General features: G+C 42.8%; 20 protein-coding genes and 9 pseudogenes. 14 read left to right on the top strand and 15 right to left on the bottom strand.

The window, feature by feature from the left end:
* Window positions 1–419 precede the first annotated feature (419 nt).
* From R7Q09_RS22565 to R7Q09_RS22545, 6 genes are all read right to left on the bottom strand, one after another.
* Window positions 420–2582 carry a metallophosphoesterase gene (locus tag R7Q09_RS22565; protein WP_318071222.1) on the bottom strand — a complete coding sequence of 721 codons (2163 nt, stop codon included), beginning with the start codon at window positions 2580–2582 and terminating at the stop codon, window positions 420–422.
* A gap of 445 nt (window positions 2583–3027) precedes the next feature.
* On the bottom strand, window positions 3028–3153 hold the full coding sequence (locus R7Q09_RS28820; protein WP_411913110.1) for a DUF2787 family protein: 126 nt from the start codon (window positions 3151–3153) through the stop codon (window positions 3028–3030).
* Window positions 3154–3778: 625 nt separating this feature from the next.
* Window positions 3779–6940 (bottom strand): efflux RND transporter permease subunit, encoded by a 3162-nt coding sequence (locus tag R7Q09_RS22560; RefSeq protein WP_318071221.1) that lies wholly within the window; start codon window positions 6938–6940, stop codon window positions 3779–3781.
* Between the two features lie 2 nt (window positions 6941–6942).
* A complete protein-coding gene (locus R7Q09_RS22555; RefSeq protein WP_273977936.1) occupies window positions 6943–8082 on the bottom strand; it encodes an efflux RND transporter periplasmic adaptor subunit in 1140 nt (379 codons plus the stop codon).
* A 584-nt stretch (window positions 8083–8666) separates the two neighbouring features.
* Complete coding sequence (locus R7Q09_RS22550) at window positions 8667–8855, bottom strand: hypothetical protein (RefSeq protein ID WP_276455515.1); 189 nt, start codon at window positions 8853–8855, stop codon at window positions 8667–8669.
* A 165-nt stretch (window positions 8856–9020) separates the two neighbouring features.
* Window positions 9021–9197 (bottom strand): AlpA family transcriptional regulator, encoded by a 177-nt coding sequence (locus R7Q09_RS22545; protein WP_086376461.1) that lies wholly within the window; start codon window positions 9195–9197, stop codon window positions 9021–9023.
* 145 nt (window positions 9198–9342) lie between these two features.
* Here R7Q09_RS22545 and radC point away from each other — a divergent pair, with 145 nt between their 5' ends.
* From radC to R7Q09_RS22525, 4 genes are all read left to right on the top strand, one after another.
* Complete coding sequence (radC, locus tag R7Q09_RS22540) at window positions 9343–9816, top strand: RadC family protein (protein ID WP_318071219.1); 474 nt, start codon at window positions 9343–9345, stop codon at window positions 9814–9816.
* Complete coding sequence (locus R7Q09_RS22535) at window positions 9813–10244, top strand: DUF2787 family protein (RefSeq protein ID WP_318071218.1); 432 nt, start codon at window positions 9813–9815, stop codon at window positions 10242–10244. Before radC ends, R7Q09_RS22535 begins: the two co-directional genes overlap by 4 nt.
* 113 nt (window positions 10245–10357) lie before the next feature.
* Window positions 10358–11182: a helix-turn-helix transcriptional regulator gene (locus tag R7Q09_RS22530; RefSeq protein WP_273977939.1), complete on the top strand. Its 825-nt coding sequence runs from the start codon at window positions 10358–10360 to the stop codon at window positions 11180–11182.
* A complete protein-coding gene (locus tag R7Q09_RS22525; RefSeq protein WP_318071217.1) occupies window positions 11179–12342 on the top strand; it encodes a hypothetical protein in 1164 nt (387 codons plus the stop codon). Before R7Q09_RS22530 ends, R7Q09_RS22525 begins: the two co-directional genes overlap by 4 nt.
* A gap of 97 nt (window positions 12343–12439) precedes the next feature.
* Here the strand turns inward: R7Q09_RS22525 and R7Q09_RS22520 are convergent, their stop codons facing one another.
* Window positions 12440–12949, bottom strand: a complete 510-nt coding sequence (locus tag R7Q09_RS22520) for a hypothetical protein (RefSeq protein ID WP_318071216.1) — start codon at window positions 12947–12949, stop codon at window positions 12440–12442.
* A 568-nt stretch (window positions 12950–13517) separates the two neighbouring features.
* Window positions 13518–14174, bottom strand: coding sequence for an inovirus Gp2 family protein (locus tag R7Q09_RS22515; protein WP_318071215.1), 657 nt, complete (start codon window positions 14172–14174; stop codon window positions 13518–13520).
* 445 nt (window positions 14175–14619) lie between these two features.
* On the opposite strand from R7Q09_RS22515, the gene R7Q09_RS22510 reads away from it, so the two are divergent.
* On the top strand, window positions 14620–15603 hold the full coding sequence (locus tag R7Q09_RS22510) for a hypothetical protein (protein ID WP_318071214.1): 984 nt from the start codon (window positions 14620–14622) through the stop codon (window positions 15601–15603).
* 94 nt (window positions 15604–15697) lie between these two features.
* Complete coding sequence (locus R7Q09_RS22505) at window positions 15698–16042, top strand: NirD/YgiW/YdeI family stress tolerance protein (protein WP_318071213.1); 345 nt, start codon at window positions 15698–15700, stop codon at window positions 16040–16042.
* Between the two features lie 305 nt (window positions 16043–16347).
* On the opposite strand, the gene R7Q09_RS22500 is transcribed toward R7Q09_RS22505, so the two are convergent.
* On the bottom strand, window positions 16348–16752 hold the full coding sequence (locus R7Q09_RS22500) for a copper resistance protein NlpE (protein ID WP_169609598.1): 405 nt from the start codon (window positions 16750–16752) through the stop codon (window positions 16348–16350).
* A gap of 103 nt (window positions 16753–16855) precedes the next feature.
* Here R7Q09_RS22500 and R7Q09_RS22495 point away from each other — a divergent pair, with 103 nt between their 5' ends.
* Entirely contained in the window at window positions 16856–17038 is a 183-nt protein-coding gene (locus R7Q09_RS22495; protein WP_411913113.1) for an ATP-binding protein, read from the top strand.
* A gap of 416 nt (window positions 17039–17454) precedes the next feature.
* Here the strand turns inward: R7Q09_RS22495 and R7Q09_RS22490 are convergent, their stop codons facing one another.
* Window positions 17455–18042, bottom strand: coding sequence for a sugar O-acetyltransferase (locus R7Q09_RS22490; protein WP_276455529.1), 588 nt, complete (start codon window positions 18040–18042; stop codon window positions 17455–17457).
* Window positions 18043–18339: 297 nt separating this feature from the next.
* Here R7Q09_RS22490 and R7Q09_RS22485 point away from each other — a divergent pair.
* Window positions 18340–18943 (top strand): annotated as a pseudogene (locus R7Q09_RS22485) (transposase); the annotation flags it as partial.
* Between the two features lie 30 nt (window positions 18944–18973).
* On the opposite strand, the gene R7Q09_RS22480 reads toward R7Q09_RS22485, so the two are convergent.
* Window positions 18974–19408, bottom strand: coding sequence for a GNAT family N-acetyltransferase (locus R7Q09_RS22480; protein WP_318071212.1), 435 nt, complete (start codon window positions 19406–19408; stop codon window positions 18974–18976).
* A 213-nt stretch (window positions 19409–19621) separates the two neighbouring features.
* Between R7Q09_RS22480 and R7Q09_RS22470 the strand changes: the two are divergent.
* Window positions 19622–19866: pseudogene (locus R7Q09_RS22470) on the top strand (type II toxin-antitoxin system CcdA family antitoxin).
* Window positions 19866–20220, top strand: a pseudogene (locus tag R7Q09_RS22465) (CcdB family protein). Before R7Q09_RS22470 ends, R7Q09_RS22465 begins: the two co-directional pseudogenes overlap by 1 nt.
* 49 nt (window positions 20221–20269) lie before the next feature.
* On the opposite strand, the pseudogene R7Q09_RS22460 reads toward R7Q09_RS22465, so the two are convergent.
* Window positions 20270–20819 (bottom strand): annotated as a pseudogene (locus R7Q09_RS22460) (recombinase family protein); the annotation flags it as partial.
* A gap of 91 nt (window positions 20820–20910) precedes the next feature.
* Between R7Q09_RS22460 and R7Q09_RS22455 the strand changes: the two are divergent.
* Together R7Q09_RS22455 and R7Q09_RS22450 are read left to right on the top strand one after the other, a co-directional pair.
* Entirely contained in the window at window positions 20911–21153 is a 243-nt protein-coding gene (locus R7Q09_RS22455) for a type II toxin-antitoxin system ParD family antitoxin (RefSeq protein WP_276455531.1), read from the top strand.
* Window positions 21146–21445: a type II toxin-antitoxin system RelE/ParE family toxin gene (locus tag R7Q09_RS22450; RefSeq protein ID WP_276455532.1), complete on the top strand. Its 300-nt coding sequence runs from the start codon at window positions 21146–21148 to the stop codon at window positions 21443–21445. The genes R7Q09_RS22455 and R7Q09_RS22450 overlap by 8 nt, the downstream gene beginning before the upstream one ends.
* A gap of 118 nt (window positions 21446–21563) precedes the next feature.
* Here R7Q09_RS22450 and R7Q09_RS22445 read toward each other — a convergent pair.
* A pseudogene (locus R7Q09_RS22445) lies at window positions 21564–22672 on the bottom strand (transposase).
* A 274-nt stretch (window positions 22673–22946) separates the two neighbouring features.
* Here R7Q09_RS22445 and R7Q09_RS22440 point away from each other — a divergent pair.
* Together R7Q09_RS22440 and R7Q09_RS22435 are read left to right on the top strand one after the other, a co-directional pair.
* Window positions 22947–23739 (top strand): annotated as a pseudogene (locus R7Q09_RS22440) (Tn3 family transposase); the annotation flags it as partial.
* Window positions 23740–23759: 20 nt separating this feature from the next.
* Window positions 23760–23858 (top strand): annotated as a pseudogene (locus tag R7Q09_RS22435) (type II toxin-antitoxin system RelE/ParE family toxin); the annotation flags it as partial.
* Window positions 23859–24040: 182 nt separating this feature from the next.
* Here the strand turns inward: R7Q09_RS22435 and R7Q09_RS22430 are convergent.
* Both R7Q09_RS22430 and R7Q09_RS22425 read right to left on the bottom strand, forming a co-directional pair.
* Window positions 24041–24273, bottom strand: a pseudogene (locus tag R7Q09_RS22430) (type II toxin-antitoxin system RelE/ParE family toxin).
* A 53-nt stretch (window positions 24274–24326) separates the two neighbouring features.
* Window positions 24327–24609, bottom strand: a pseudogene (locus R7Q09_RS22425) (type II toxin-antitoxin system Phd/YefM family antitoxin).
* Between the last annotated feature and the right edge of the window lie 215 nt (window positions 24610–24824).

Genomic DNA, 24824 nt, shown 5'->3' with positions numbered 1-24824 from the left:
CGGACTGCTGGAATGTTTCTTTCCAAATATTTTTAATATGGCCACAGCAGCCTCCGTCCTCACTCTATGATTTTCTTATGCGTTTTGAGCATAATTCCATCACTTATTGCTAAGCTAATCCGAGCCTTTCTTAATTAATACGCGAGAAACCCGCTAACCCGTCTACCGACCCAAAGACGTAAATTCGCCCAATGAAACTCGTACTTCTCACTATCACCTTATTTTAGAACCGACCATTAAACATGGCGTGAACTGGTTTCCAAACAAAACCGCACATGAGTAACAAGCAGACTATGAGCCTTGGCGAAACATCGTGGATACAACATCAACCGGGCTTTAAAGGCATTTGAACGAAAGCAGTAAGTTAACCCAAATGCTTTGAAAAGACAGTGAGCGGTGAGTTACACCCTGACGCATATCTATAACCGACCTGTAAGAATATGACGCTTAATTTGACCTTTTAAATCAATCAGTGTTTTTTGCTCTGTATCAATTAGGAAGTGATCGCTCGCTTGCCCGGTTGTAAACTTTTCAAGAATCGCAAACAGGCTACCAAAGCGTGAACGAAAGACTTCACCAACGGCGTACTGACCTAAATCACCAGGCTCAAAATCTACCGTTCCTGCGAAGTCCGATAACTCTTTACTTAACAACTCATATTGCAACAACTGTGCTTCTTCTATATCACGGAACGCTAACTCATCTGCATTGCGCAGGCGGTAGAAGTCCGTTGCTAGCTCTTCAGCATCCCAATTGGCAAAGTCTGTCAGTGTAAAACCAGCTCCCTGAGCAATGATTTCTGCTTGCTGCGATGCAGCGTGCCAGTCTTTCTCGAATTGCTCGTAATCCACAACTGTATTCTCGTTGCATTTTACGATGTCATAGCCAAGCTCTTTCGCTAACTGACACACAGTAAATTCTGTCGATAGCTGAGACATTGTCAGCATGTCATCGCCATCCATATGCATGAGCATTTCACGCATTTCTATCGGCCAATCACTCGGTAAGAACCTTAGGCGTGTCAACTCTCGGATGTGCCAATCCGTCAGTGCGTAGTAGCTGTCAGCTTCTAGAATCTCTTTATTCCAAATGCTCGCTTTTGCGGTTTCATCATCTCCAGCTTGTTCACTCAGGTACTCATGCTCGCGCGCGTAATGTTCAAACAATTCGTTATAACCTGCCACTTTGTCGATAACCACGGTTTCCACTTCAACTTGGTGATCAGGGAAGATGTTCAGCAGTTTGTAAGCCGGAATGTAACCAGCCAAAGAAGGCGCTTGAATATTGAATAGCGTGTGATGTACACCGTCAATCACGTAACTTTTCTTGCCAGTATCATTGAAGTGCATGTGGCCACCAACGTGAATGCTTAAACCAGTTGCTGCCAGTGCTTTACTAGTGTCGTCGTTTGGTTCACGAGAAAGCTGATGACTGCCCTCACCAAACAAATCCTCAATATCTTCTGACGCACCGTTGTAGAAATCAGTCATCGGGAAATGGCTAAATGACACCAAGGTTTTGTTCTGCTCTTTTGCTGCATTAACTACATCGCTGATCCACTCAATAACGTGCTGTTTGTGAGTCAGCATCATGTTATAGCCCGCACTACTGGAGCCATCAAAATCATCGCCATTGACCGAACCATCTGGCAAAGTGTCTTTTGGCTTGTAGACGTTTGCGTCGATGGCTAATAACCATAACCCTTTTACTGGCTCTACTAAGTAACTGGTATCAGGAACCACCGCACAATTCGTATAACCATCTTGCTTGTACTCGCCGCCTGTCCCTTGGTGGCAAATCTCGAACATACGCTTGTCGTAAGTCGATTCTTCTGAAGCAAGTTCGTACGAATAGTTGTTGCGGGCTTTGTCGCTGCTGTAAGGCGTTTCGAAGTACAAGTACTCTTCTTGCGGGTAGAAACCGTGCGTGCCAAGGATATCCATGATCTCCTTGTAGCCCCACTCTTTTACTTCTTCTGTACAGATGGTGTCTAAGTTGCCATCTTCACCCGGAATCGTACCCCATTCGCCTTCGTAATCAACACACTCATCTTTACCACGGCTGAAAATACGTTGTTTCTTGCCGTCTTCACCAAGGTAATCCGATTTGCCTGCGGCTACAGTAAATGGCTTGCCCGGATCGTGGTTACCTGGCGCTGCGAAGAATTCCAGTCCGTACGTCTCACGGTAGTGGTCGAATATTTTAACCAAACCACGCATGTGCACAGGCTGGCCGTCATCACTAAAATCCCCTGGTAGCGCCACATACTTAATTCCACGCTCTACCACGTCATCTAAAGCCGCGATCATCGCGAAGTAGTTTTCATTGAACAGGCGCGTCGATTCCATCTGCGATTGCATGGTACGAATCGTCGCGTACTTACCGCTTGAGTTGGTATATAAGCCTTGGAAAGAGCCGTCTTGGAAATCACCATACACATCGTGGAAGTGGATGTCTGGCATAAAGGCCACTTGGACTGGAGCCTCGAGTTCTGGCGTTTCACCGCTAGAATGATCTGAGTCGCAGCCAACTAATGTAGTGGCGATCATAGCTGACAGCAAAGAAGTCGTACTTAAATTCATACTATTACGGATATATCAATTACGAGAATCGGAATAGTTTAAGTATAAAAAGTGACAAAATTGCTTCAGTTACATGATAATACTCTTAATTTAAAGCAAAACTTAAAAATAAAATTTAAAAGATTATAAATATGAGAAATATAATTCCAAAGGACAATATTTAAGCCACTTAAATGCACATAATGAATAGCATCAAAAGGCCTGAAGACTTGTGTCAGAAAGGAAAACCGCGACACAATGTCACCGTTAGTTAGATGTGAAAGCGTTCGTACCTAAACAGAAACTACAATGACATCATAAGTCCCCATATCAAAATATGCAGAAAAATTGTCCTCCTATAACCGATAATATTCATTTACTTCTTGTACATCTCACAAATAGACACGACTCAAGTACGGCCCCTACACTCTGGGCGACAAAAATCTAGTGCTTTCTTACTCCAGTCCTATATAGGTAAATCGGTCACATATTGGTTTTGCCAATCATCATCAGAACTTTGAGCTAGGTAAAGTTCAACTGGGTGAAAGCCGCGTTGTTCGGCACTGTAGCTTTTGTTATGAAAGCTATACACCACCTCTTGTAAGCTCTCTCTTAAACATGACTTGAAAATTAAGTGTCTCTACAAAGCATGTCGTTAACTGCCCTAACGCTGCAAACGCTGCGCCTCAAATATCATGAATGAGGGGCCCGATTTGGTTTCTGATTGAAGATTGTGCGGACATAAGGACTCTTCCCAGTTGATAGTAAAATAAAAACAATAGTGAATTGAAATTACCGAAAGGATTGAAAAACATCTATTTAAAAATAGTTAACAGCGTAGCGGTTTATACAATCTCACTATTCGCCGGAATATTCATTAGATTTCACCATGGGATGTGGTGTGCGGGTCGATTGCACAGCTTTATCTATTAATGCTGTAGATGTGCTAACCAAAGCAGACACAACATACCAGCTATCGTGATTGTTACAGCGGCATCAATTGGCGAGGTTTTCTGATCTTTCATCGTCGTTTGTTCTTCTTTAGGCTTTCATTCGGTCGGAAGGAATAAACAGATTCTGCATAAGGCAAAACGCTCCCCCTTCAAGTTTGCGTCAAAGACGGTAACCACCAAGTGAAAACATAAAATAAAGAGCGCCGAAGCGCCCTTTTATCGTGTTTATTATCACCAGTATAACTCAGTTACAGCAACCAAGTCTTACTCGCTTTGCTGAGCTGGTTTAGGATTAGTCTCAGACAACTCTGCCTCTGATTCTTTTCTCGCACGTCGATCAAACAATCGCTCAACCACCACAAAGAAGATTGGCACAAAGAATATACCTAAGATCGTCGCACTGATCATGCCACCAAGTACACCAGTACCTACCGCATTTTGACCTGCTGAGCCCACGCCAGAGCTGATAGCAAGCGGTACTACACCCAGACCAAAGGCAAGCGATGTCATAATAATTGGGCGCAGACGAACACGAACGGCATGCAGGGTTGCTTCGATAAGGCCAGCGCCTTTCTCGTAGTAATCTTTCGCAAACTCAACAATCAGAATGGCGTTTTTAGTTGCCAAGCCGACCGTCGTTAATAAACTCACCTGGAAGAACACATCGTTGTCCATACTTCGCGTCATTACCGCGAGCACAGCACCAAGCACACCAAGAGGCACAACTAACACCACGGCGAAAGGTACTGACCAACTTTCATACAAAGCGGCGAGAACTAAGAATACGACAAGGATAGACAGTGCATATAACATTGGCGCTTGGTTTCCGGAAAGGCGCTCTTCATACGAAATACCATTCCAGTTCACCGTAAAGCCTTCTGGTAGCTTTTCTACCATTTCTTCAATTTCTGCCATGGCTTCACCACTACTGACGCCAGGAGCTGCACCGCCTTGGATATTCATCGCTGGCAAACCATCAAAACGCTGCAAAAGAGGTGAACCATACGTCCACTCTCCGCTCGCAAAGGCAGAGAAAGGCACCATCTCACCTTTTGAGTTGCGCACGTACCACGAATCGAAGTCTTTTGGCTGCATACGGTATTCCGCATCACTTTGCATCATGACTTTTTTCACTCGACCGCGATCAATATAGTCGTTAATGTACGCCCCGCCCCATGCCGCTGACAGGATTTGGTTGACGTCATTAATGCTAACATCCAGAGCACGCAGTTTAACGTGGTCAATGTTCACTTTGTACATTGGCGCATCTGCTTGGCCATTCGGACGAACACCGACAAGTTTCGGGTTTTGTGCAGCCATGCCAAGCAGTTGACCTTGCGCAGCGACTAATGCGTCGTGACCTTTGTTCAACGAATCTTGAAGATAGAAATCAAAGCCTGTCGAGTTACCCAATTCTTGAATCGCAGGTGGTGCAAATGCAAACACCAGTGCTTCTTTGATGGTTGAGAAGTAACCCATCGCTCGACCAGTAATGGAAGCTGCATCAGCACCCGGCGCTTCACGCACTGACCAATCTTTCAGACCGATAAAGGCCATCCCCATGTTTTGGCCTTGACCTGCAAAACTAAAGCCCGCAACGGAGAAGACGGATTTCACATTGTCTTTCTCATCCACAAGGAAAAAGTCGCGCATTTTATCAAGTGTTTTTTCCGTCTGCTCTTGCGTTGAGTTCGGCGGTAAAATGGCCATTGAGTATACCGTGCCTTGGTCTTCATCCGGCAAGAATGACGTCGGAAGGTTCATAAACAGCCAGCCCGCACCTGCACTCATTGCCAAGAATACAACCAACATACGACCTGTGCGCTTGAGGAGTTTAGCAACGCCGGTTTCATAGCCAGCTGTCATCGCATCAAACTTGCGGTTAAACCAGCCAAAGAAGCCTTTCTTTTCTAGAAGCTCAGCATCGCCTTTTTTCAGTAATGTTGCACATAATGCTGGAGTCAGAATTATCGCTACCAAAACTGAAAGTGTCATCGCCGCCACAATCGTTATCGAGAACTGACGGTAAATAACCCCTGTAGAACCAGACATAAACGCCATAGGGACGAATACCGCTGAAAGCGTCAGACCCACACCAATCAGGGCACCAGTGATCTGCCCCATCGATTTTTTGGTCGCTTCTTTGGGCTCTAACCCATCCTCATGCATCACACGCTCGACGTTTTCCACCACAACGATGGCATCGTCCACCAGCAAACCGATAGCCAGAACCATCGCGAACATGGTTAACGTGTTTACGCTAAATCCAGTCGCGTACAAAATAGCGAAGGTGCCGAGCAGTACGACAGGTACTGCGATCGTTGGAATGATCGTCGCACGGAAGTTCTGCAAGAACAGGTACATGATTAAGAACACAAGAAGAATGGCTTCTAATAGCGTTTTAACCACTTCTTGAATCGAGGCTTTGACGAATGGCGTCGTTTCAAATGGGTAAGCAATCTGCAACCCTTCTGGGAACGTTGCACTCAGTTGGTCTAAGCGCTCTTTTACTGCATTGGCGGTCTCAAGCGCGTTTGCACCAGTACCTAATGAAATACCTAAACCCGATGCTGGGAAGCCATTATATTGACCTCGAATATCGTAACTTTCTGCGCCACGTTCAACACGAGCTACATCTTTCAAATAAACATTCGAACCGCTGGCGTCAGACTTAAGAATGATGTTTTGGAACTCTTCCACACTGCTCAAACGACTTGCAGACGAAATCGTTGCATTCAACAGCTGACCTTCCTGCGCAGGTGCTGCACCAAGTTGACCTGAAGAAACTTGCGCGTTCTGTTCACTGATAGCATTTGCTACGTCGATTGCGGTCAAGTTGAACTGCGTAAGCTTAAATGGGTCCAGCCAGACTCGCATCGCATACTGCGCACCAAACGCCTGCACTTGCCCTACGCCAGTTACACGACTAACAGGGTCTTGAATATTCGTTACAACAAAGTCACTGATATCGTTTATTGTAAAATCGGGATCTTCAGAATAAACCGCCACCACCATAAGAAAAGACGTGTTGGATTTATTCACGACGATACCTTGGTTTTGCACTTCCATCGGCAATGACGTCAAGGCCAATTGCAGCTTGTTCTGCACCTGTACTTGCGCGATATCAGGATCAGCTTCGCTATCAAACGTCAGGGTAATTGTCGCATTACCGAATGCATCACTGCTCGATGATAGGTAGCGAAGATAATCTAATCCCGTCATATTTTGCTCGATAACCTGCGTTACCGAGTCTTCAACGGTTTTCGCTGATGCACCTGGATAACGTGCACTGATGGTGATCGTTGTCGGTGAAATTGTTGGGTATTGCGAGACGGGTAAATTGAATAATGACATTACCCCCGCCAACATCGTTAGAATCGCGAGAACCCAAGCAAATACCGGACGATCGATAAAAAATCGTGCCATGATTACTCCTGTTCACCGTTTTGGATAGTTACAGGACTGCCTGGACCTACCTTTTGTAACCCAGCAGTAATGACTTTATCGCCCGCTTTCAAACCATCAATAATACGCCATTGATTATTGATCGCTTCGGCTGTCTTCACTGGTCTCGCTTCCACTTTGTTCTCACCATTCACCATCATCACTGTCGCTTTGCCTGTCGCATCGCGAGAAACGGTATTTTGTGGTATCAGAATCGCGTCAGGGTCAACACCAGTAATAACCGTCGCACGAACAAACATTCCTGGTAGTAACAAACCGTCAGGGTTTGGGAATTCAGCACGAAGCGTCACGCTACCCGTACTTTCGTTCACATTGACCTCGGTAAATTTCATCGTGCCTTTATGTTCGTACGTGCTGCCATCTTCAAGCATCAATGTAACTTGCGCAGAGTCATCTTCTTGCATATGACCTTGTGAAAGAGCCGCTTTTAAACGCAGCAGTTGCGCGGATGATTGCACAATATCAACGTTGATAGGATCAAGCTGCTGAATGGTCGCTAATTTGGCTGCTTGGTTAGCCGTAACCAACGCACCCGCCGTCACACTCGATTTACCGATCACACCGCTAATCGGAGCTTTCACTTGCGTGTAATCTAAATTGATTTTTGCCGTATTGATCTTAGCTTTTGCGACTAGGACCTGTGCTTGCGCTTCCTTGTATGCTGCTTCGGCTTCATCCAAATCTTGTTGGCTGATGGACTTTTTGATGATCAACGTTCGGTAACGCTTCACTGTGGCATGGGTCGATTCTGCCGCTGCTTGAGCTCGGATTAATTCCGCTTCAGCGCTCAGCAAATCCGCTTGAAATGATGAATCATCAATTTGATATAGGGACTGTCCTTGTTCAACAAGTCCCCCTTCAACAAAATTTCGCTCTGAAATAATGCCTGTAACTTGCGGACGAACTTCCGCTTCTTTGAATGCACGGCTACGACCTGGCAACTCAACAGTTAACGCTTGGCGAGTTGGCTCCACCGTTAACACTTCAACTTCGGTTGCGGGCGCGGTATCACTACCTTGGCTCGATCCTTCTTCGCTAGGTTGACATCCAACCACAAAAAGGCTCGACGCAATCAGCAGAGATAGCGTAGTTTTACGTCTCATGAATTGTTCTCTCTTCTACCTACAAGCCTTGAAGATTCCTTATTAAAAGCTTCTAGAATGGCTTAATGATGACTAACGGATGTATATCCAGAACAAACTAATTAGGAAAATAATTACCCAGCATTGCACATACAAAAAATGACAGTTCTATACGCTTACGAAAAACGTTTATGCTAAAGGTGTAATGAAGTTTTCAAATCTAAAGATTTTGGGTTGGAAATCACACCTTCCTGTGAGCAATTACAGTGGTTAAAAAGCAGTAAAAAAGTGGTGAAAAAATAATAATAAAATGTAAGGATTTTGTCATCACTGTCTAGTTTTTTTACCACTTATTATGTAAGAAATGATTAAGAAATAGATGTAAATAAAGTCAAGTTTTCAAAAATCCAGTTCGCCCGTAATACTAAAAGTATCCACCGACATAGCAGTATTCTTCATATACACTCGGAGCTAATCACTCTAATACACAACGACCATGCTGCCTCTGAACAAAGAAAGGACAAAGTAATTCGCCTGGTTTTACTGTGCTGGAAATATATGGGCCCTCTATATTAGAGGTTCGCCAGAACATTCTTTAGATGTCACTATGGAATTTGGTAAGCAGATTGCACTCCTTTATCAAGTAATGCAGTTGAAGTACCTGCTAAAGAATACACAACAATACCACCAGTTATAATTGTTCCGGTCTCATCAAAAACCGAAGCGGCGGTGATCACGCATGCCGAACTTGCTGTTAAAGCGACAGCTTTGCCAATGGGCAGATACCAAAACATAAAGAAGTTCTTTATCATTGAGCACAAAAAGGTTGCTAAACGCAACCTTTTTTGTGAAATCACATGATGTTGAAATTCCCTTTTGTCGTAAGAGAAATCCACGCATCAGAACAATGTATTCATAGGTAACTCAAATTAAGTTAGTTGACAGACTTCCCCCAAGCGTTAACGTGCCAATAGAATACTCTCCATCCAATCATCTACTTCACTCTCTACCCATGCCACCGCACGGTCACCTAAGTTGACCGACTTCGGGAAGGCGTCCTCGTTCATTTTTCGGTAGATAGCCGAGCGGCTCAATGCGGTCTTTTCCATCACTTCTTTCAGCTTTAAAAATCTCATGGGAATTAACTCCTCGTTCTTTTACCCATGGAATAGCTCTGTGAGTTAGAAAAAACGTTCAGGACTCTTCTTCTCTCTGAATCTAAATACTTTCAGATATATGTCCTCTTAGTGAAGAACTTACCGTTTAACACTTGGAGGACCTATGTCGACCAACCACCTTCACTACCAAAAACACAAGAAACATCAAGAAAATGAAATCCTAGAGCATGCCGCTGAAATCCTCGCTAACCGCTACGTGCGAGGTAATGCCCTTTGTAACCCGGAAGCAACCAAAGAGTATGTTCGATTCAAACTAGCCAGCGCGGAGCACGAGGTTTTCGCTCTGCTACTGCTTGATAACCAACACCGTGTCATCGAGTTTAAATCACTCTTTAAAGGCTCCATTGACTCCGCCAGCGTTTATCCGCGCGAGGTCGTCAAAAGCGTCTTGGAAGTGAATGCGGCGGCGGTCATTCTGGCGCATAACCACCCTTCTGGTGATCCTTCTCCATCTCAAGCGGATAGGCGTATCACACGCAAGCTCATCGACGCTTTAGCGTTAGTGGATGTCAGGGTGCTTGACCATATCGTTGTCGGAGAAAGCAGTGTCTCATTTGCAGAAAAGGGGTGGTTATGATCAGCACGATTTATGGTGGCGTTTCTTTAGCGCCACAATTACATCAACAATTGGAGAAGCTATTGAAGGCATACTCTTTACCTGACAATACCAAACAGTTGCTCCTGACTTGCCGTCAATTAAGCTACTACCGCCAAGGCCGGGGGATTCATCCTGTTGAAGTGCAGTTCAAACGCACTGCAAACTCCGAGCTCTGGCAGATTGTCTTCTTTGCCAGCTTTTCTTATCCATTTGAAAGTGCGCTCAACGTTCAGCCTGAACTGTATTTTCACCTTGCCCAGGGATGGTGTTATCAACCCGACACAGGGGCGGTAAACCTTGAACATCCAGAAGTACTCGACCTTCTTCAGGTATGGATGAAAACGTTCGCTCGACATCTTTCAAGCATGGGGTTTGACGAGATCAATTTATCCATCGTAGGAAAGTAAGCCTCTGCCTCCTAATCACGACACTTCATGACGTAGGTGTGACAAATTACGTCGTATCATTTTCGCTTAAGGCATTGATACGACAAGCTTTGTCGCACCTTTTTGATATTGTCATGCCCAACAGAACGAACCTTGTTGAACTGACCATGACGCAACCTAACCAAACTCAGTATCACCTTGAGCTTATCTTGGCGATTTACAACCTTATTCCTTACAATAAGAAAATCACCGCCAAGCAAATTCAAGCTCAACTGTCCCCGCTTGGTTTAGAGCGTTCTCTACGCACTATCCAACGTAATCTGTCCGCTATCTGTGCCATGTTTCCCAATGTCATGGTGGATGACCGCGATAAGCCTTTTGGTTATCAAAAGGCTGAAGCGCTTGCTTTAAGTACGACGGCTCACGAAGCGGTATTGCTCTACTGGCTAGTCGAATCAACCAAGCATCACCTGCCTAATAGCCTTGTTCATCTATTGGAAAACTTTCTCTCAGGCATTGCACCTGAGAACATGAAAGATATTCAGAGCCACTGGTCATCCAAAGTACATGTTATTGGCACTGTGATGAGAGAAGGTTCCCTACACACCAACGTTGGTGTATTCCAAATTGTTTGTTTGGCTGCTCTGCAGCAACGCCTTGTCTCATTAAAGGTAAACGAAGGTGACGACACTCTGCGCCTAACTAACGTTCAACCAATAAGTCTCGTACTCCATCACGGAAGCCCTTATCTCGTTTGGCGGACACACTCGCATACCAAGTTGAACACCTTACCTCTTAGCAACATCCAGGAGGCCACCATGTCGAGCTTTCGCTTTGAACTTCAAACGGATGCAACTCTTCTCACCTCTGAAGTTCAAGAGCTGTTTGATATCTCTGGCTCTCATCTTGAATTCAACACAATAGTCCCCTCTAAAACTTACTATGGAGAAATAGAATGAACCTATCTAAAACCCTACTTACCACAGCTCTCTTTACCGCTCCTTTCGCCTTAATCGGGTGTGGCGGTTCTTCTGGCGGGAGCGACCATAACGACTTAGGACAGCCGTATCAATTTGGGGGGGCTGTACAGAAAGGTCCTCTACAACCTGGCTCCGTCGTCACCGCCTATGAACTTAACCAAGACTTAGAAAAAACCGATACCTCGTACACCACTCAAATCGAGGATTATGAAGGTAATTACAACATGAATGAGCGGTTCAATACGCCTTATGTCGAGCTCGTTGCACAGGGGGATTACTTTAATGAGCTCACAGGAAAAAGTGATGAGCAGATGCGAATGAGCGCTTTTGTCGATATGAACGCGACGACACAAGTGAACTTCAATGTTGCTACAGCGGCCATGAAAGCCAGTATCATGGCAAAGGTACAAGCCGGGCAGTCCTTTGATGAGGCGGTACATGAAACCACCTCTGAGCTGCTAAGTCTTTACAGTTATGACCCTGCGCAATGGGCAGACGATATTAACTTCTATAACGTCAACCTTTCTAACGCTGGCGATACCAGCACTGTGCTGCTCGTTATCTCTGCAAGTACTTTAACCATGGCGACCGAAAACGGACTCACGTTAGAGCAACAAATCGAGAAAATTGGTCAGGTCTTGTTAGAGCCTAAGTCCGCTCAGTTTGAAGAGATGAAACAAGCATTAACCCAGTACAGCCTCGCACTATACAAAACTGCCGCTTATGAAAATACTCAGAAGTACTATGCTGACAACGGTCTAGACTTTGATATTCCACACGTTGATTACTTCATCGATATCGATGGTGACGGTGTGCTACCTAACAAAGACTTACCTGTGTTCCGCTACACCTCAGGTCTATCACTAGCTGCAACTGAAGAATCCATCGGCGAAGAAGTACCAGCAGGCGTTAGCGCTATCGACTACCAAGGTCGTCCTATGACGTTTGAAGTCATTGGTGACTTCAAACACGGTGAAATCGCATCAATTGAATACACTGATAATGGTGTTGGCATTACGTACCGCCTAACCGACGTGAACATCACTGAAACAGTTGATGACTGCGTTACCATCAACACGGTAGAACCTGCACCTGCTAACTTCACATACGATGCATGTGTTACTCTAACCAAACAGTAATCTTCAGCAGTTCGTAAAAATAGGAAGCCTAGCTTCCTATTTTTTTGTCTGACTCCCAATGTCATTGTGGAGCACAACATTGATGAGTTACTAACGTCTATTGAGATAATTCATCCATCCCTCTAAGTTCACTAGCAAGCGGGATATTTCCATTCCGCAACGTCTCAAGACTAGTAAAAACAAAGCTTCCCACTTGGGTTTGACTTTCATTAAAGTCACTATAATCATCAATTGTAATATTGATTTCTGCAATACTTTGCCCCAATACATGAGCCTCACCTTTTAGCTCTAAGTGTGCTGGGCTATGTTCTATTCGTTTCGCGGCAGCACCATCAGTGATCGCTAGCCTATTAAGGGTCAACCCGCCGCTAACTGGCACTTTCAATAGCCCGTACCCAGCGACGCTGACATCAACATTAAGCTCACCAATGACGATATGATGATTCACTGGAATTGGCGATGGTATCGGATACACCACCCCGCCAACTGTAAGTGTTGCAAGGTTGGTCGCAGCCGCATAGTAAACCGTCTCCGGGGTGCCGTCATCTAGAATAAGCATCCCTCCTTGTAAACCACTTAACTCTATATTGTCTTGAACAAAAGTCACTTTTTCTGTTTCAGCAAACCCCCTGAACGCAGAAATTGAATTATCTACAAATGTAGTCCTCCTCCTCACTCACCTGAACTACACTGCGTATTAGGTGTAGAAGTAAAGGTCTAAGTCGATGAATCTCACCAAATCAGAGAGGCAGATAAAAGACAGTCACCAGGTCAAAGAATACGTTCGCCCCTATTTCTAGGCCTGAGATCCGGTCATTCGACACGAACAACACGCCGAAGCAACAAACAACATATGAAGTGCAAGCTTGCAAAATAGTTATCACACCAAAATATAATGCCGATATACTCTATCGCTGAGTTCGATATAAGGATGGTATCGCCCACCTAAAGCGCGGTTGTATTACATAGGAAATATTAGTTTAAGGCATAACCTAGCCTGTTGATGTAATCTTCTCAGACTTAGCTGTTGTAGCTACGTAAAAGTAACGCCCACAATAGGTAAGCACCTTTGATAGGAAGGTTCTGGTTTAGTTCATCCTATTTCTACAAAGAAACAATTAGGCATTGGCATCAACTAACAGGGAAACCATGCTTAAAACGATCAGGGTTTACCATCATCCTTGACTCGTTCCAAAGCAACGTTTTCCTTCACCGTAATGCTTCGTTCTATTTTTGGCAAAGTAACTGAGTCTCGTAAAGAGGGCCTGGTATTTATTCTCGAAGTCATATTTATTTTGGTCTAAGTAATGTGTACCTTTATAAACAAGTTGAACCAACCTATCTGCATTATCAATATACTCTCCTAGTGCACTACTCCATGCATCCATAATGAGTCTTACTAAACTCTCTTCATTATCTCTATAACCGCTACTAAAATATCTATCTTTATTAAAAAACAGGACAAGGTGATAGTGGTCATTGTCAGATTTATTCCTTTCCCTACACCAAACATATCGTAGGTGACATGGATATACCCTTTTCTCACTCGCTATCATTCTTTTTTCTTGCGCTTTTATTTTTGCCTTCAAGGATTCAAAGAATCGTTTAATGATATTTTTTTGATTAAATGTGTTGTTCAAAATCTCATCTCTGCGAAGTATATCTTTTTCACTATCAGAAACAGGAAGTCTCAGATCCAGTCTTAACGCATGAACTCTCTTATAGTCTTTTAATGCTTTAGACATGGTTAATATAATCCGATCTAGATAGTGTGTATTGAGTTCATTGACCGGATAAAGAACCTCTAAACCTTTGTAAGTATAAGTCATCATTCATTCTCTTTGGTATTAATCCAAAGATATGAATTACTGTGTTATTTAATACATGGTATTTAAGGAGAGCATACTAATTCTACTAGGTAGTGGTGTGTAGGATATGAGTACTTCGTTAAGTATGTATGTATCTTCGTTAAGTATGTATATTAACCATACCAACATCCTCTTATCTCTATTTCCATTCGACAACGTCCCTATGCGTAGCAATGCCGAATGATTCTCCCGTAGAAGTTTACTCCGAAGTTAGAGATCATCCATTCTGGAAAAATTGAGCTCTAAACATAACAGAAAACCTGTAAATCAAAGAAAGTAAGCTATTTAGATCGGTAGTATATTGATAAAAAATGTGGTAAAAACATAGGCAAACATTGCCATAACACAGCAAAAACTCACCAAAATGTCGCATGCGATATTTTTAACAATTAAAAATAGAGGATAAGTTATGCTACGAGGTACAGAAAAAATAAAAGCCGAACACATACGTTCATTCATCGAAACCTTAAATATTAGTAAAATACGATATTTTATTTTTCATTCAAAAGAAAATAATTGTCTGAATATAAATGGAGGAGTCTATAATACTATAAGGGAGATATTAGGAGAGGAGCAATCTCTTCTACTAGACACAGATGGAAGCAAGCTTGACAACTTATATGATGAGGGAAATATAAATCATTACAAATCAAAAATTTTCGATGCATTGTTTGAAAGTTCAAACTTTCGTAAAATCATTGATGATTTTAACGCATTCTATGAAAATCAAAAATTATCTTCAAAGTTTATCCATAAGTTTTCAATAAATAAATCTCATTTAGAAGATGAATCTAGGCTTATCTATTGGCTTTGGGGTTACATTAAAAAAGAAAAACAAGAATTCATTCATACTTCCCCAACATTATTAGACAAATATAATGACATAATAGGTTACTTATCAGTAATAGATCACTCTCCAGGTTTTGCAATAAAGAAAGTAGATGAAATCTATTTAATGTATAAAAATAATTTAAATGAAAAAACTGAGGCAATAAAATTTTTAAACAAAGAAAGAAAAAATAATGAATTATTAGAGTTAAAGAGTGACTTTGTTCTAAATGAACTATTCAAAATGGAATTAGGACAAATATCCGGCATATTACAAGTATTCTCAAACGAAATAAATAATAGCTATTATGTATGCATAGCTATATTTGATCTAATACACGATAACTTTTTAAGAGAAAATTTAATTTACAGATTAAGTAGAAAATGGTCAGATAAAAAACATAGAGAAAAAATGAAGGAGAAAAACATTATCAAAAAGCAAATCTCTCTAAATAAGGAAACATCTGAAAAGTTATTGAAAATAGAAGATAAATATAGATGTAACAGTAGTGAGACGATAGCTAGACTTATTGAGAACGAATATCATCATTTATTTGATCACTAAGTACAAAATCAACAACTGGTAACAATACCATAAGGCATTAGCCAAACGAGGCTAGGTAACCCTTTGAGTTTATGAGGCCGTAACACAAAGTTGGATGACTTCAGTACTACTTCTTATTTCTAGCCTAGCTATGGCTAACCCTCAAAACGTTTCAGGTGGCTTCAACGGTCCACTGGCTCAAGCCAGCACCACTGTCGCTCAAGCGTTGGAAGCGCGCGATGAATCTATGGTGCAATTGACGGGACATATTACCCATATAGTGGGGGAAGAAGAGTATCAGTTCAGTGATGGCAAACACCAAATTGTGGTCGAAATTGATGACGATCAATGGATGAGCCTCAATGTGGCCCCTAAAGATAAAGTTACGATTATGGGTGAAGTCGAAAAGGATTGGTCAGAAGTCAAAGTTGAAGTAAGCCGTATTCAAGCGGCTGGCTGATACACGTCGGGTTGAATCCCTCATATTCCCTATCACGTTAATGATAATAACGGAAACACTATGTCACTTTTCAACAAAGTCAGCGACAAACTCAAAGCAGAAGATATCGAGAGCCGTTTAACTATTGCAGAAAAAATCGCAACTTCAAGCTTTTGAAAACCGAGTCAAAGATCAAGTTTATTGAGAAATACGCGGACATTGATGAAGCGCACATCGATAAGGAAAAGCTAGAGCAGACAAGCTAAGCTGCCCTACGTTTTTATCATCAACAACGCCTCTCAGTGGAGGCGTTTCGTTAGGTGATGTCAGTTCTTGGTCAACAAAGCAACTTTACCTGAAGGGAATAGAACGGGTTGCCCATTAGCCCCCAGCAATAAGAGTTGCTGCTCTTTGACCAAAAACTGCATATCCTTGATCGTGACAATGTTGCCGCTCTGCTCCCAAGAAAGTGTCCCTTCTTCCATCACGGTTAAACTGATTTTGCCAATGTGGTTACGACTTAAACTGTAGTGACCATTTTCGTTTAGCTCGACCAACAAGACTGTGCCTTCACAATCCTCACAAGGGATCATGCCCTTATAAATTCCAGGCCAGCTAAGCGATGCCTTTGACCCAATCTCGCTATGGTTTAACTTCTGCCTTTGCTCCAGGCTTTGACAGCCTGTGAGAAAGGTGAAGAAGATTAGTACTCCTATCCAACGTTTTTTCATTGTTTTCCTGCTATGGTTTAAGATAAGACTCATTGTTGGCTTCATTATGCTTGATAAAAGCCAGTATTTTATACATTGTCATGTCATAACTTTGTAAGTAGATATCTCGTTCGTTATCTTTCCACTCGTCAGCCAACTCCCAATAGAGGAATGGCATAGGATGATCGGAGATGCAACTCAGGCAGATGCGATCTTAGACCGTCTCGTTCACGGAAGCATCAAAGTGAACTTAGCGGGAGAATCAATGAGAAAAGTCTGTAGTCAGTTGACGGAAGGAGATCAGTAAATCTAAGTTAAAAGAGGGCTCTATGACGCCGGAGAAAACTGATCTCCATCGATGTTATCTCTCTGTGTCAGCATAGTTGTCGCCTAATTTTTAAGGAGATAACTGTGCCTGCTAATCCAGTTCCAATTGATGTAAAAACGAAAGGTCAAACTTGGTTGTTACCACCGTATAATTGTTCTCATCGAAGAATTGCTAAAGAATTAGATGTGAGTACCTTCCGTACTATCTAACTTAGAGAAATGAACTGATTGCTTGGCAACCGTAGCCTACACCGAGAAAAAGAGTCCATATACAAATGACTGCGTCATTGATTACTCGCGCTACTCCCTTTCCTCTGGTGCTCGTTGACTGGTCGGATGTTCACGAAAATCTACGCGTGCTTTTAAGGCGACTTATGAACAATTCATAGCCTCTTGTTAGGAGCGTGTTTCAGACGGTAGCGCATTGATGTTTTCTTTCACGACTCTTGCCGGATTACCTGCTACGACTGCATTTTCAGGAACGTCTTTAGTTACAACGCTTCCCGCACCTACAACAGCACCCAAACCAATGTTCACACCAGGTAAAACAACCACATTAGCTCCAATCCAAACCCTGTCTGCTATATAAATTGGTTTTGCAAACTCTTCGTAGGTATACCGTGTTGCAGCATCAAGTGGGTGACCAGCTGTACACAATGTTACGTTCGGACCTATCATTACGTAGTCACCGATAATAACCTTGCCACAGTCTAAAATGACACCGTTAGTGTTCATATAGAAATTTTTACCAACTTCGATGTTGTAGCCATAGTCACAAAAGAAGTTTCCATTTAATTGAGTCGTTTGATCGGAGCGGCCAAAGAGGCCTTTGATTAAAGCGTTTTTCTCATTGGCATCAAAGCACGAGCTAATTTGATGGCACAGTTTGGCAGCTTTGAGCCTATCTTCAGGCAACCCCTCTGAATCTGGATTATACAACTCACCGCTAATATGACTCTTTTCTCTATTACTTAGTGCTTTCATTTATATACCTAACTTATTAAAGATTGACCAAAGTACCTATTAAAAGGTTAGTAACGCAATACCGAAGCCACCGCATACCTCTTTAATGACCTAATGACTTAATGACTTAAAACAACGCGTAGTAAAAATGCCATGCGTTGCGCATCACAGTTGAACAGATTGTTATAATCCTTGGGTTCAAGTAGGAAGTGCGACACCCCTGAAAATTAAAACAGTGAGATGTGCATTCATAAGTTTTAATCACACAAAGAAGTAGATAACATGAAATACACACACCTCACTGAGGTTTAAAGTTATATGACTTCTGCATTCAGAAAGCTAGGAATTAGTTCCGCCAACATAGCCAAACAACTGGGTCGTCAAAAAGCCACCATCTATCGAGAAATTGAACGCAACCCTGGATTTAAAAGGTACTCCTATCCGGCGTGGAGAGCACAACAAATGGCTCGCAACTGGCTGAGCCAGTTGCGCAGAAATAAGCGTTATAGCGAAATCGACTTTAGGTTGTCTGATGCCTTCCTAAGACTAGTGCAGAGCCCTGTTCAATTTGTCGGAGATCTAAAAGGTAAGAGGCTATCCAACATTGAGCCATGAAGTCATTTATCACTACATTTAGAACAACAAAACTCTCGGTGGAACACTATGGCAGCAAATCTATTACCGAAAGACCTGCAAAAGCTGAGCATCGAAAAGAGCCAGGTCACTGAGAAATTGAAATCGTCGCTGGCCACGGAAAAAGCACTGTATCGTGACTTTAGTCGACAGAATGACTGGCTACACTTTTATTGGACAAATGTAACTCGTGACACAGAAGTTCTGCAATGAAATTGCACATAAATTAAATACGCGTCCATGCAAAAGGCTTGAGTATAGAACACCAACGGAGTGTATCCATGCGAATTGTAGCAAGTGTCGCACTTCACACTTGATACTAAGAGCATGGTTTGATCATGTGCACAAACTGTTCGTCTTGTCCTGTGATCTCAAAGCCTAACCTTTTATACAGTTGCCCCACTCGGTTTGCTTGCAAGTAGCAAAGCTTAATAGGTAATGACTTTTGGTTTGCAAGTTCAATAACAGCTTTCAATACTAGGCTACCAATGCCTTTAGCCTGATAATTTGGTAGCAAGAAAAAGCGACCAAAGTACAAATATCCAGAATGGAGCTGTACTAAATAGCTACCCACAGCGACTCCGTCAACTTCTATTATGGTTGGTTTTTCCTCATCCCACTCATTGCGATGAATTTCTCTTTGAACATTTTCGTCCCAACCAAAGACGGCTTGGATCGGTTCAAATTCTGCTGATTTCTTAAGTTCGAACAGGAACTCATAATCACTATGTTCAGCTTTACGGGTTTTGTACATCTAATTCTCCAAACCTACAACTAGGGATAGCTTATAACTCCGTGTTAAGGGATGAATGTCGCCTACACCCGCTTTCCGCAGATCACTTTCACCACCAAAACTGACTGCAGACCAAAAGTGCCACGTAGCATGAATCTCTCTTAAACTCCTTCTTAAAGGCCTTGTATTGCAAGTAAAATTTATGCGCACATACAATACGCATAGATTGCTATCATGAGAAACGCATATAATACGCGAGCACCAAAGAAAGCTACAAACTTGAGTTTAAACAGTGAGTTACTTGCTAAGGCTAACGCTTAAATATAAACCTTTCGGCAACAATGTAAAAGGCACTTGAGAGAGAAGTGAGTCAACGCCTGAAAGCTGAATGGTTAGAGCAAACTTCTGATGTCATTAATGCATGCAACGCGCTAACAGAAAACCACGGACTATTTTCTGATTCTTACCGAGTATTCTAATGTCACAATTTTCGCTATACAAAAACAACGGTACAAGCACTTCAACCGCATGCCCATACTTTGTTGACGTTCAAAGTGAATTGCTCGATACATTGAACACTCGATTAGTTATTCAGCTAACGCCTACTGAGTTGTTAGAGAAAAAGGTGCTCAGTCATCTATGCACCGTAATCCATACCGATGAAGGTGACTTCGTAATTCTGACTCATCAAATGGCAAGTGTACCAACCAAAATTCTGGGAGAGCATCTACAATGATCTAAGCGATTTTATAGACGAGAGCATCTACAATGATCTAAGCGATTTTATAGACGAGATCATCTCCGCTATCGACTTTCTAATTACTAGCACATAATGCCTTGTTAAGGAGTGAGCAATACCACCACTGAACCTAAACCATCGTGCTATAGTACGCTAAGCTTCTTACTCCGCTGAAGCTCACCTGCCAACTTCTTAGCAACGCGAATTACTGTACGATCCGAAACGTTGGTAAGTTTGGCGGTATCACTAATACTCAGCTTGTTGATAACTCGTCGCTGATAGATTTTTTCGTGTAGATCTGAGTCAGCTTGCCGCTCTCTGTATTTTCCTTCCTCTTTGGCTTTCTTTATTCCTTCAGCCTGACGGCGGCGGCGATCTTGGTAATCTTTTCTCGCGATAGCAGCTAGCATATCCATCATCATGCTATTCATAGCTTTGCTCATCGAACCGGTAAATTCTTCGGTGATTTGGGGAGAGAATGCGATATGACTGGTTGTCAAATCTAAGCTAATCACTTTGAGTTCTTTTTCGTGCAGCGTTTCTTTTTATGTGAACCAGCTTTTCTCATCCAGTCGAGAAAGCCTGTCTATCTGTTCAAATTGCATCGCCTTTCGCGGCATCATCAAGCAAACGAAGAAGTTCAGGTCTTTGCAGTGAAGCCCCTGACTCATTTTCGATGTACCATCCAACTATACTTCATTGTCATTCTAAGATCGTGATTTGATTTTGAATCTTAGTTAACCTATTATTGGTGTGTTAACTATTCACACACGTAGGTGGAAATATGTCACGCACAACTAGTGTTACTATTGGGTCTCAGCTAGATGAGTTTGTCGGTGAACTTATAGCGACTGGTCGCTATGGCTCAACAAGCGAAGTTGTTCGTTCTGCATTGCGGCTACTCGAAAGGCAAGAGAAACAAACCACGGCTCTAAAAATGGCGATTGAAGCCGGAGAGCAGAGTGGTCAATGCTCATTATCACTTCATGACATTGCGGCTAAAGTAAAACAGAAACACAATGTATAAACTTTCCAACCTCGCCGCAGAAGACTTTGAGCATATCTTTGAATACACCCTATTGAACTTTGGCATAGAGCAAGCAGATGCTTATACAGATAATATGCATGACGTTTTTCTAACGCTTGCAGAACAACCTTTGATGGGTTACGAGTACCCGGAAATTGCCGAAGGGCTTCGCCGCCACGATCACCATAAACATGCTATTTTTTATCGCCCACATCCTCATGGTGTTTATATAATCCGTATTCTTCATCAGCAAATGGAACCATTACGGCATTTCCATCCATATATTTATTAAAACTACAAATCATTAGATAAAGTGAGAACAACGTCGATAAACTAGGCAGGCTCTTAACATGATGAATGAGGTTATAACCATAGATAGTCGAGCTATTGTCAAATGTGGTGTATGGAGATCATGCAGTAGCCTGTTGATGAGCCTCCATTTCTTTCACTCCATTGATGAAGCGGACATCTTTCACAACATCTGCTAGGAGTGCAAAACCTCGTAGACGACGCCACTTCGTCTCTGCACTGTGCATTAACTTGTAGGCCATCATCAACGTAGTCTTTCTGTTTCCACAGTTCTTTGTCTTGTTCATGCGTAAACGTACTGTGGCGAACATCGATTCTATTGGGTTGGTTGTCCTGATATGAACCCAGTGCTCTGCTGGGTAATCGTAGAACGCCAACATTTCAGCTTTATCTTTCACTAAGCAGTCGGTTACCTTTGGATACTTGGCTTCAAAGCGTTTTTGGAAGGTCAAGAAGGCGTGATAAGCATCATCTCTAGTTTCTGCCATCCAGATACCTTGCAGTGCTTCCTTCATTCGTGGTTGTACGCTTTTGGGCACCTTGTCTTATGTACCCAGCACCATTGCTGGGCCGTTTGAGGCCAGCACTTAGCAACCGCTTTCTAGAAACCAAGCGCGCCAAGGACTTCTTTGCGTCCAGTGTCATCCACACCAATGATGACGAGTAAGCAGAGCTCATCGTCCATCCTAACGTGACAGTAAACACCATCAGCCCAAACATAAACTTACTAAGGTCACGCCTACGCTACTGCTCGTACTAAGCATACCAGCGCTCTTTGAAGTGACAGATGCTGTTGGCTGAAAGTCCTTTTACATCCTTATCGAGCAGCGACTCAAGAACGGGCAGCACATCGCCCGTAGATATTCCCTAGAGATAGAGCAGTGGGAGCAGTGTTGCAACGCTCTTCGTGCGTTTGAGATACAGTGGTATCAAGTTGCTATTAAATTTGACGCCATTACCTGAGCGATGACGAACCTTGGGGAGCTGAACTTCGACATCGCCTACACCAGTTTGCAATGTTCGCTCAGGAAAGAAACCGTTTCGGCCAATAGCTTGTTTGCCGTCAACCATCACATTCTGATGTTGAGCAAGTAACTGTTGAAGCTCGGCTTCAACAGCTTTTGCAATCAAATCCCTAGCCCCTTAGACGTATCAGCTCTGTAAGCGGGTCTTGTGGTGTATTCAGTGAAACAACAGTATTATCAGTCATGCGGTGTACCTATCTGTTAATCGTTCTGGGGAGAACTGTATCAACAGATTACACCGCAACTTCCTTTCTCTTCCATACACCAGAAATCACCATAGCTCTAGATAGTCCGACGACTACTGGGGTAAAGTGATTTCAGGACGTGGCAGTGTCAAGATTAATGGGAAAGCTATTGCATGGGCGGTAGAGTAAATATGGGTAATGGAGTCAACATTAATACGGGCGGCGCAGGAATGGCTATGCCATCGGTCTCTTCGGCGATAGTCGCTAAATACTAGGAACACTACGAGATTCCATATTCGTACTCGAAGGGTTATTGGAACAGCAACCCCACTGAAATCATGACAGATACAGCAGGAGCCAGTGACATGGTCTTCGGCTTATTCTGGTTATTGGGGTATCAGCTCTCGCCAAGGTTAGCAGATGCAGGCGAATCGGTATTTTGGCGCATAGATAAAGAAGCAGATTACGGCGTACTCGATGAGCTTGCACGAAACTGCGTAAATCCACAAAAAATTGAGCTTCACTGGGATGATATGATACGTATAGCAGGCTCTCTCAAACTGGGAAAAGTGCAGGCTTCAGAGCTGATTAGGTCGTTGATCAAAAGTGACCGATCATCGAGTCTTGCTCAGGCCATTATCGAAGCTGGTCGTATCAATAAGACATTATATTTACTGAACTACATCGATGATGAAGACTATCGACGCAGAATACTAACCCAATTAAACTGAGGCGAAAGTCGTCAAGCGGTCGCTAGAGCTATTTGTCACGGTCAACGCGGTGAAATCCGCAAACGTTACCGAGACGGGCAAGAAGATCAATTGGGTTCGCTTAGCTTAGTCACTAATGCCGTTGTACTGTGGAATACCATCTATATGCAGGCTGCACTAGAGCACGTAGAACGACAAGGTGAAACGCTAAAAGGTGAAGATATTGCAAGGCTATCACCACTCAGGCATAAGCATGTGAATATGTTGGGGCATTGCTCATTTACATTGGCTGAACAAGTGTCAAATGGTGAGTTAAGGCCGCTTAAACGGCCGTCAGATCAGAATGATTTTGCTTAGCGTACGTTTTGGGCTTCAGACCCCTAGGTAAGCACACTGCTTACTTTACAAAAGAAGACGGCTTCATTTTCGTTGTAGCTGTACTCGGTCAGTCACAGCTACCACAAAACCACTTATGATTAATTCTTCGCCCTATAGTTGAATTTATGGTTAAGATCTTGGTTGGTAAACTAACGCCGCGTTACTTGGTGAACAACGCGACCACCAACCTAACCCATTGTGCCGTTAACACTAAAATTGATTCAAACTAAAAATGCCAAGCGTTGTGAATCCATCTTGAAGACTTTGTTATAACACAGTTTTATACATCATCTTGCGACAACATTTGACGACAATTACAAACTGTCAGTACGCGAGTCTCATGACTTAAGCTATAGATAATACGATAGTGATCAAAAAATGGTTTCGCGATAATCCATATGGGGCATTTCGGGAACAAAGCGCCCCCATTTCAGGTATACTTCCAAGTAGTTCAGTTTTATCAAAAACTTCGTTTACCCACTTTTCTGCGGCAGATAGATTACCCAAAGAAATAAATTCCTCTGCATCGCCTAGCTTCTAAAGCAGTAATGGAGACCAAACTACTTTCATTTCTTAATGCGCCCCAGAACTTGAGCACGAGCATCATCATTGGAAACACCACACCCTGGAGCTAATTGAGCTTCAGCTGTGCGCATTTCTTCTAGTAATTCGATTTTCTCTTGCATCGCTTCATACTCTGCAACATCGAGAACTCCAGCTACACCTTTACCACGTTGTGTGATGCCCAATGGACATCGAGTCTTATTTATTTTTTTGATGTAAGGAAGCCACACCTTCACGAAATTCATATAATGGCTGAATATCTTGATCGAAATGAAGACGACTCATATTGAACTACAGTTGGTACAAAACAACGTAAAAGTAATAGTTCGACTAACCATTTTTAGCAAGAAGTTGATTCTGTGTTATAACACTTTTTATACGGCCTTTAGCCGCTTTCATACTCTAACCATGTAGCCTTTCCAATGGCGTTGTTGCTCAAATCGAATTGAACCTTTCTAGGTAGTTGCGATCTGATCTCATATCAATGATTGAACGAGCAA

It is taken from the genome of Vibrio sp. 2130-1, from assembly GCF_033339515.1.
The sequence above is the reverse complement of the archived record's forward strand: the minus strand, read 5'-3'. Positions and strand labels throughout refer to the sequence as shown.

Excerpts from the sequence above, each read along its gene's own strand:
- R7Q09_RS22565 (WP_318071222.1), bottom strand. The coding sequence starts at position 2,582 with ATGAATTTAAGTACGACTTCTTTGCTGTCAGCTATGATCGCCACTACA.
- R7Q09_RS22560 (WP_318071221.1), bottom strand. The coding sequence starts at position 6,940 with ATGGCACGATTTTTTATCGATCGTCCGGTATTTGCTTGGGTTCTCGCG.
- R7Q09_RS22555 (WP_273977936.1), bottom strand. The coding sequence starts at position 8,082 with ATGAGACGTAAAACTACGCTATCTCTGCTGATTGCGTCGAGCCTTTTT.
- R7Q09_RS22550 (WP_276455515.1), bottom strand. The coding sequence starts at position 8,855 with ATGTTTTGGTATCTGCCCATTGGCAAAGCTGTCGCTTTAACAGCAAGT.
- R7Q09_RS22545 (WP_086376461.1), bottom strand. The coding sequence starts at position 9,197 with ATGAGATTTTTAAAGCTGAAAGAAGTGATGGAAAAGACCGCATTGAGC.
- radC (WP_318071219.1), top strand. The coding sequence starts at position 9,343 with ATGTCGACCAACCACCTTCACTACCAAAAACACAAGAAACATCAAGAA.
- R7Q09_RS22535 (WP_318071218.1), top strand. The coding sequence starts at position 9,813 with ATGATCAGCACGATTTATGGTGGCGTTTCTTTAGCGCCACAATTACAT.
- R7Q09_RS22530 (WP_273977939.1), top strand. The coding sequence starts at position 10,358 with ATGCCCAACAGAACGAACCTTGTTGAACTGACCATGACGCAACCTAAC.
- R7Q09_RS22525 (WP_318071217.1), top strand. The coding sequence starts at position 11,179 with ATGAACCTATCTAAAACCCTACTTACCACAGCTCTCTTTACCGCTCCT.
- R7Q09_RS22515 (WP_318071215.1), bottom strand. The coding sequence starts at position 14,174 with ATGATGACTTATACTTACAAAGGTTTAGAGGTTCTTTATCCGGTCAAT.
- R7Q09_RS22510 (WP_318071214.1), top strand. The coding sequence starts at position 14,620 with ATGCTACGAGGTACAGAAAAAATAAAAGCCGAACACATACGTTCATTC.
- R7Q09_RS22505 (WP_318071213.1), top strand. The coding sequence starts at position 15,698 with ATGACTTCAGTACTACTTCTTATTTCTAGCCTAGCTATGGCTAACCCT.
- R7Q09_RS22500 (WP_169609598.1), bottom strand. The coding sequence starts at position 16,752 with ATGAAAAAACGTTGGATAGGAGTACTAATCTTCTTCACCTTTCTCACA.
- R7Q09_RS22490 (WP_276455529.1), bottom strand. The coding sequence starts at position 18,042 with ATGAAAGCACTAAGTAATAGAGAAAAGAGTCATATTAGCGGTGAGTTG.
- R7Q09_RS22480 (WP_318071212.1), bottom strand. The coding sequence starts at position 19,408 with ATGTACAAAACCCGTAAAGCTGAACATAGTGATTATGAGTTCCTGTTC.
- R7Q09_RS22455 (WP_276455531.1), top strand. The coding sequence starts at position 20,911 with ATGTCACGCACAACTAGTGTTACTATTGGGTCTCAGCTAGATGAGTTT.
- R7Q09_RS22450 (WP_276455532.1), top strand. The coding sequence starts at position 21,146 with ATGTATAAACTTTCCAACCTCGCCGCAGAAGACTTTGAGCATATCTTT.